This is a genomic window from Pseudomonas sp. Sample_10 (assembly GCF_004321495.1).
Lineage (GTDB): Bacteria > Pseudomonadota > Gammaproteobacteria > Pseudomonadales > Pseudomonadaceae > Aquipseudomonas.
This window is the reverse complement of record NZ_RCOE01000285.1, coordinates 10,886-16,731: the sequence shown is the minus strand read 5'-3', so window position 1 is coordinate 16,731 and position 5,846 is coordinate 10,886. Positions and strand designations below refer to the sequence as shown.

Below are 5,846 nucleotides of genomic sequence, written 5' to 3'. Positions count from 1 at the left end.
CCCCCCCCGGCCCCCAGAACTCCATCACCGGCCCAATCTTCAAGTTCTAGCCGATCCACTTCCCGGGACTCGACCCCCCCGACCTCGCGCCGCAACAGTGGTAGCAATAACGCTCCGAACTTCGACGACTTAAACCCCCGCTTAAAATTTCTACGTAAGTAATGAAACCGAACGGGGTGCAGGTCTCACCGCTGCATCCCCCACCGCTTCACCGTCACCCTTTCCAACGAATCAAACACCAGATTCTCCACCAGCAACCCGATCAAAATAACCACCGCCAACCCGGCAAACACCGTGTCGGTATGCTCATTACGTTTCTATGGATGAGGCACTGGCAGCTCCTTCACCAATACATTTACACAGCCCGGAAAAACTCGCACCACTATCAGTTCTGATAGTTCTCAATCCCCACTCAAGCGAGTAATACTCGAGGCAAGCCCGATTACATGGAGACTCCGGCATGAGCCAACCTGGTGATCAAGACGACCGCAGCCGTTCACGCACAGTGTTGCTGGCTACCGACAGCAGCCAATCGGTCATTGGCGAAATCGTCGATGGCCGTACCCAAACCATCGCCTACTCAGCTTATGGCGAGCAATCCGCTCAACAGAAAGTCGAGACACGATTGGGGTTCAATGGTCAGTTGCGTGAAGCGAATATCGGTTGGTATTTGCTGGGTAACGGCTACCGCGCCTACAACCCGCGATTGATGCGGTTCCATAGCCCGGACAGTTGGAGCCCGTTTGGTGGGGGTGGGTTGAATGCGTATATGTATTGCGTGGGAGATCCCGTAAACAGCTCAGACCCGACTGGGCATTTTAAGACTGGGGATTCAAAACTTAAAGGTATACGAAAACTGGATGCATTTTTATTTGGCGGGTCAACCGTTACCGGTGCATATGGGAACGCGCCGTCAATCGGCGGAGGTCCTAGCCTTGCAACATCAGTTAAGGCACCTGTTAAAGCACCTGGTAACAGATCATTCATAAACTCACTGATATCGGATGTTGCTGTGATGGCGGGATATGGAGCCTCCAGGCGTGCACCAGGAAAAATCGCTTCTCCTTCCAGTGGTAAAAATGGCGCCGATGGCGTAACAATTGGAGGAGAAGGTAATCCGGGGATCGATATGCTTAATTTCGCAAAACAGAACTCTAATAAAATGGATATTTTATCTTCTAGACCACCTAGTTTCGACATCCCTGCACAAAAGAAAAACGTTAGTCCGCCAACCTCTGCTCGGGCAACAGCAAGTACTGTGACGCCAAGTTATCCAGACTTTAAATGGAGTAACAATGGGTTAGGGCTTAAGGGAGGCCGAGAGCCGGTGCGACAACATTATGATTTCGGAGCGAACGCGCCTCACCAAGCACCTGCCGGTACTCCAGCTCCTGCGCCACATGTCGCCGAACTAAACCACCTTTTGAATGGCTTGGAGCAATTGAACGACATGCACCGAGGTGTGATACGACATCGACTTGCCGCAGCTGTCCAATTGTGCCGAATACTGTGAACGTGCGGGGGCACGCTGTTCACCTGCGCTTCCGCTGGCGGTTGATAGTTATCTCACCGCACCATCCCCCATCGCTTCACCGTCACCCTTTCCAACGAATCAAACACCAAATTCTCCACCAACAACCCGATCAAGATAACCACCGCCAACCCGGCAAACACCTTGTCGGTATACAGCTCATTGCGGTTCTGAAAGATGTACCAGCCCAATCCACCCTTGCCGCTGGTCGCGCCAAACACCAACTCAGCCGCGATCAACGTGCGCCAGGCAAATGCCCAGCCGATTTTCAGGCCGGCGAGGATTGACGGCAATGCTGCCGGGATCAGGATGAACAGCACGAATCGCATCCCTTTGAGGCCATAGTTGCGCCCTGCCATGCGCAGGGTTTCCGAGACGCCGAGGAAGCCAGCGTAGGTGTTCAGCGCCAGCGCCCAGAGCACCGAATGGACCAGCACGAAAATCAGACTGTTCTGCCCCAACCCGAACCACAACAGCGCCAGCGGCAGCAGTGCAATTGCCGGCAGCGGGTTGAACATGGAGGTCAGGGTACTCAGCAGGTCGCGACCGAACTGCGTCGACACCGCCAGCGTGGTCAGGGCGAACGCCAGGACGATGCCGATCAGGTATCCCTTGAGCAACACAACCAGGGAAATCCATACCTTGCCGAGCAATTCACCGCTGAACAGGCCGTCGTACAGCGCGCTGGCGGTTTGCAGAAAACTCGGTAGCAGCAGGTCGTTGTTCTGGTAGCGGGCAACCGCTTCCCACAACACCGCGAGCAAAATCAGGATCAGGCCTTTGCGCAGCCAACCCTGTTGCCATAGACGTTGGCCGAGGGGCAATTCACGCTCCAGCGGTACGCTGGTCAGTGGTGGTAAAACCGTTTCGAACGCTTCACGCGGGGATGATAATTGGCTCATTGAGCCCTCCTTTCAATTGGCTCAATAAGCGATGCGGATATCGGCGAAATCCAGTTCGTGTTCGGTTTCCGGCGACTGGCCTTCATCAAACAGCAGCCTGTGAATGCGCCGCGCCGATTCCTGGAACGCCACGCCGCCAAGACTGTGCAAATCGTATTGATGGCTGTGGACTTCCGCCCGCACTCGCCCCGGATGCGGTGACAGCAACAGGATGCGATTACCCACCACCAGCGCCTCTTCAATGGAGTGCGTAACGAACAGCAAGGTGAAGCGCACTTCCTCCCAGAGCAGCAGCAATTCTTCCTGCATCTTGCGTCGGGTCAACGCATCAAGGGCCGCGAAGGGCTCGTCCATCAACAGGATTTTCGGCTGCATCGCCAATGCGCGGGCGATGGCAACCCGCGCTTTCATGCCGCCCGACAAGGTGTGCGGATAAGCGTCGGCGAATGCCGCCAGCCCGACTTTCTCCAGATAGTGCAGCGCCCGTTCTTCGGCGTCTTTGCGCTTGAGGGTTTTCGAAGCCAGCAGTGGAAACATCACGTTTTGCTTGACGGTTTTCCACGGCGGCAGCTGATCGAATTCCTGGAACACCACGATCCGGTCCGGCCCCGGTGCGTCGACGCGCTGACCTTGCAAACGGATCTCGCCCTCCACGGGCTGGATGAATCCGGCAGCGGCTTTGAGCAGTGTCGACTTGCCGCAACCGGACGGCCCAAGCAGGACAAAACGGTCCGCTGGATCGATCTCGAAACTGACTTGATGGGTCGCCCGCACCACACGCTGCGGCGTGCGGTATTCGAGGCTGACGTTATCGACCGACAGCAGCGCCTGGGCTGCCGCGGCCGGTTTGCTGACCGTGTGGCCTTGCAAGGGAGCGTTCATTTCGATCAGCTCCCTTGCAGTGGTTTGGCGTCCTGGAAGAAGTAGTCCTTCCATGAATCGGGTTTATTTTTGATCGCGCCGACGCGGTAAAGAAACTCGGCCAACGGGTAAGTGTTTTTCGGCGTGACGCTGAATTCGAACTGCGGGTTGTCGATGATTTTCAGCAACGCCGCGCGGTCGATTTTCGCCTTGGTGACGCGAATGTAGGTGTCGGCTGCCGCGCCTTTATCGTTCTGCGCGAACGTGGCTGCTTCGGTCAAGGCATCGATAAAGGCTTTGTAGGTTTTCGGGTTTTCGTTGCGGAATTTCTCGGTGGCGAACAGCACCGTTGGTGAGTTCGGGCCGAGTAAATCGTAAGTGTTGAGCACCACGTGCACGTTCGGATTGGCCAGTGCCTGATCCTGGAACGGCGGGTTGGAGAAATGTCCGGTCAGCTCCGTGCCACCAGCCACCAGCGCTGCCGTGGCATCCGGGTGCGGAACGGCGATGGTGTATTTGTCGAGGCGATTGAAATCCTTGTCGCCCCACTGTTTGGCGGCGGCGTATTGCAGGAAGCGCGACTGCACGGAGACACCCACGGCGGGCACCGCGATACGGTCCTTCTCGGTGAAGTCGGCGATGGTTTTGACCTTCGGATTATTGCTCACCAGGTAGTACGGAAAGTTACCCAGGGAGGCCACGGCCTTGACGTTCTGCTTGCCGTGGGTGCGATCCCAGATGGTCAGCAGTGGGCCGACACCGGCACCGGCAATGTCAATCGAGCCTGCGAGCAGCGCATCGTTGACCGCTGCACCGCCCGAGAGCTGGGTCCAGTCGACTTTGATGTCGAGGCCTTCCTGCTTGCCGTACTTCTCGATCAGGTTCTGATCGCGCACCACGTTGAGCAACAGATAAACGATGCCGAACTGTTCGGCGATGCGGATTTCACCTTCGGCCTGGGCCACGCTCGGCGCCACCAGGCTACCGGCAATCAGGCTGAACCCCAGGCCGATGGCGGCGGCCAGCGGTGTGAATGGAAGACGTTTGGACATGATCGATCTCCGGCAAATCAGAAAGGCGCGTCGCCCTGGATGGTGGTGCGATACAGCTTGCGGCGCAGATGGCTGGGGCATCCGGCGGCAAGGTGAATCAGCGAACGGTTGTCCCAGAACACCAGGTCGTGGGCCTGCCATTGATGGCGGTAGATGTTTTGCGGCAGCACGCTGTGGGCAAACAATTCCGCCAGCAGTTGCCGGCTCTCGTCCTGCGGCAGGCCGACGATACGGGTGGTGAACCCTTCGCTGACGAACAACGCCTTGCGGCCGTTTTCCGGGTGGGTGCGCACCACCGGGTGAATGACTTCCGCCACTTGGGCGAGCTGTTCCGGGGTCAGCGTCGGGCGCCAGTTGCCTTCGAACTTGCTCTCGCTGTAGCGCGCCGTGTAGGAGTGCGCCGCCGAGCGACCTTCCACCGCTTTGCGTAGCGCCAGCGGCAGGTTGTCCCAGGCTTTGTGCATATCGGCGAACAGCGTGTCGCCGCCCTCGGATGGCAGTTCCTGGGCATGCAGCATCGAGCCCAGGCTCGGCAGTTCCTTGTAGGAGAGATCGGAATGCCAGAACTTGCCGGCATCACCGAGGCCAATGTTCTGGCCGTTTTCGACAATGTTGGAAACGATGAGGATTTCGGGGTGGTTGGCCAACAAAAACTGCTTGAGCACATGGATCTGCAGCACGCCAAAACGGCGGCTGAAATCGATCTGTTGTTCGGGGGTGATGCGCTGGTCGCGGAACACCACCACATGATGATCCAGGTGGGCGCGATGGATGCGGGCGAAGTCCTGATCATTGATCGGGCGGGACAAATCCAGGCCGATGATTTCGGCGCCCACTGCGCCGCTGAACGGGCGAACTTCAAAGTGTTGTGGCGCGATGGCTGGCGCTGCGGATACGGCTGCTGACATAAATCACTCCCACGCACGGCACGCTCAAGGGCGCGCGCGTCGATCAGAAACTCACGGATATCGTGTTGGTTCGTGTCGTGCGGCGCGCCGATTGGTCGGCAGGTACGCAGGTGGTTGACTTTATAGATATAAGAAAATGAATTTAAATACCGTTAGCGAATAACCATATGGCTGAATTCGCCTATGCTGCTGACAGCATGACGCGGTTCTCTGTGAGGAATGTTCCATGTTCTACGTGCAACGCGATACAGCCGGGCAACTGCTGCGCGTCGAAGCCCAAGACTACGCCGAAGCCACGGAAACGCTGCCGGCCGACCATCCTGACCTCCAGGCCTGGTTTGCCAATGAACTGATGAACACAAGCCTCAACCAGCTCCAGCAGATCAAACAGCTCAAGCAATTGCGCAAGAGCGACCTGGAAATGATCCGGGTCATCGACGATTTGATCGAAGTGCTGATCAACAAAGGTGTGATCCTCGTCACCGACCTGCCGGCGCCGGCACAGGCCAAACTCATGGACCGCAGCCAGGCGCGGGAGGCGTTGGGCGGGTTGAGTCATTTGGTGGATGATGATGAGGATGGGGTGATCTGA

6 protein-coding genes and 1 pseudogene are annotated in these 5,846 nt (G+C 57.4%); 2 read left to right on the top strand and 5 right to left on the bottom strand.

Annotation, left to right across the window (positions count from 1 at the left end; genetic code table 11):
- Nucleotides 1–185: 185 nt before the first annotated feature.
- Nucleotides 186–314 (bottom strand): annotated as a pseudogene (locus D8U18_RS27075) (ABC transporter permease); the annotation flags it as partial.
- A gap of 146 nt (nt 315–460) precedes the next feature.
- Here D8U18_RS27075 and D8U18_RS27070 point away from each other — a divergent pair.
- Complete coding sequence (locus D8U18_RS27070) at nt 461–1,513, top strand: RHS repeat-associated core domain-containing protein (protein ID WP_131109082.1); 1,053 nt, start codon at nt 461–463, stop codon at nt 1,511–1,513.
- A gap of 53 nt (nt 1,514–1,566) precedes the next feature.
- Here D8U18_RS27070 and D8U18_RS27065 read toward each other — a convergent pair whose 3' ends face one another.
- The 4 genes from D8U18_RS27065 to D8U18_RS27050 are packed head-to-tail and all read right to left on the bottom strand — an operon-like array spanning nt 1,567 to nt 5,254.
- Nucleotides 1,567–2,433: an ABC transporter permease gene (locus D8U18_RS27065; RefSeq protein WP_130904528.1), complete on the bottom strand. Its 867-nt coding sequence runs from the start codon at nt 2,431–2,433 to the stop codon at nt 1,567–1,569.
- Between the two features lie 21 nt (nt 2,434–2,454).
- Nucleotides 2,455–3,315, bottom strand: a complete 861-nt coding sequence (locus D8U18_RS27060; RefSeq protein ID WP_131109080.1) for an ABC transporter ATP-binding protein — start codon at nt 3,313–3,315, stop codon at nt 2,455–2,457.
- A 5-nt stretch (nt 3,316–3,320) separates the two neighbouring features.
- Complete coding sequence (locus tag D8U18_RS27055) at nt 3,321–4,346, bottom strand: ABC transporter substrate-binding protein (RefSeq protein WP_056852037.1); 1,026 nt, start codon at nt 4,344–4,346, stop codon at nt 3,321–3,323.
- 17 nt (nt 4,347–4,363) lie between these two features.
- Nucleotides 4,364–5,254, bottom strand: a complete 891-nt coding sequence (locus D8U18_RS27050) for a TauD/TfdA family dioxygenase (protein ID WP_131109078.1) — start codon at nt 5,252–5,254, stop codon at nt 4,364–4,366.
- A 226-nt stretch (nt 5,255–5,480) separates the two neighbouring features.
- Between D8U18_RS27050 and D8U18_RS27045 the strand changes: the two genes are divergently transcribed.
- Nucleotides 5,481–5,846 (top strand): hypothetical protein, encoded by a 366-nt coding sequence (locus tag D8U18_RS27045; protein WP_056852035.1) that lies wholly within the window; start codon nt 5,481–5,483, stop codon nt 5,844–5,846.